At 40.9% G+C, this 540-nt stretch carries 1 protein-coding gene; it reads right to left on the bottom strand.

Annotated features, from left to right (window positions below; all coding sequences use genetic code 11):
* The coding region (locus tag EK369_RS23040; protein WP_206198169.1) for an eS1 family ribosomal protein at nucleotides 1-540 on the bottom strand (540 nt) is incomplete at both ends.

Below are 540 nucleotides of genomic sequence, written 5' to 3'. Positions count from 1 at the left end.
CCCGTGATATCACGAGTTATAATTTCTACCATTTTTTTACGAATTTGTCTAACTTGGGTGTGCTGGGCATAACAAGTCCTTCTCTGGGAAGCAGGATCTTTGTGGGTGAATCCAATGCAGAATACCCTAAGCAAATATCCATCAGTGGTCTTAACATCAGCAGAAGCTTCAATAAGCGTCTGCCACTTCCTTACCATTGACCTAAGTCTGTCAGTTGTTATATCCATTCCATGAAAATTTGTAAGACAATTTCTCCCTTGAACATCTTCACAGATGAGCTTAAATTTTCGGAACGAACGATCAGCGTCATTGTCGTTTTGTAAATCTGCTAGGGACACTTCGAATACTCTAAACTTTAAACCTTCAGATGCAATCTTGGTTCCTTGGGTCCTATTTACCAAAGTTTTTCCTACTTGCCTCGTAATAAACATAGACGGGGCCTTCACGTCGTACCAGTCTTTCCTTGTGAAGGGGTCGACAATCTTCTTTTTAACACCCTTTTTTCCACCTTTCGATAAACCTTTATTTTTGCCGACCGCC

The sequence above is a fragment of the Shimia sediminis genome (genome assembly GCF_003990645.1).
Taxonomy (GTDB): domain Bacteria; phylum Pseudomonadota; class Alphaproteobacteria; order Rhodobacterales; family Rhodobacteraceae; genus Shimia; species Shimia sediminis.
This window is presented reverse-complemented; position numbering and strand designations above follow the sequence as displayed.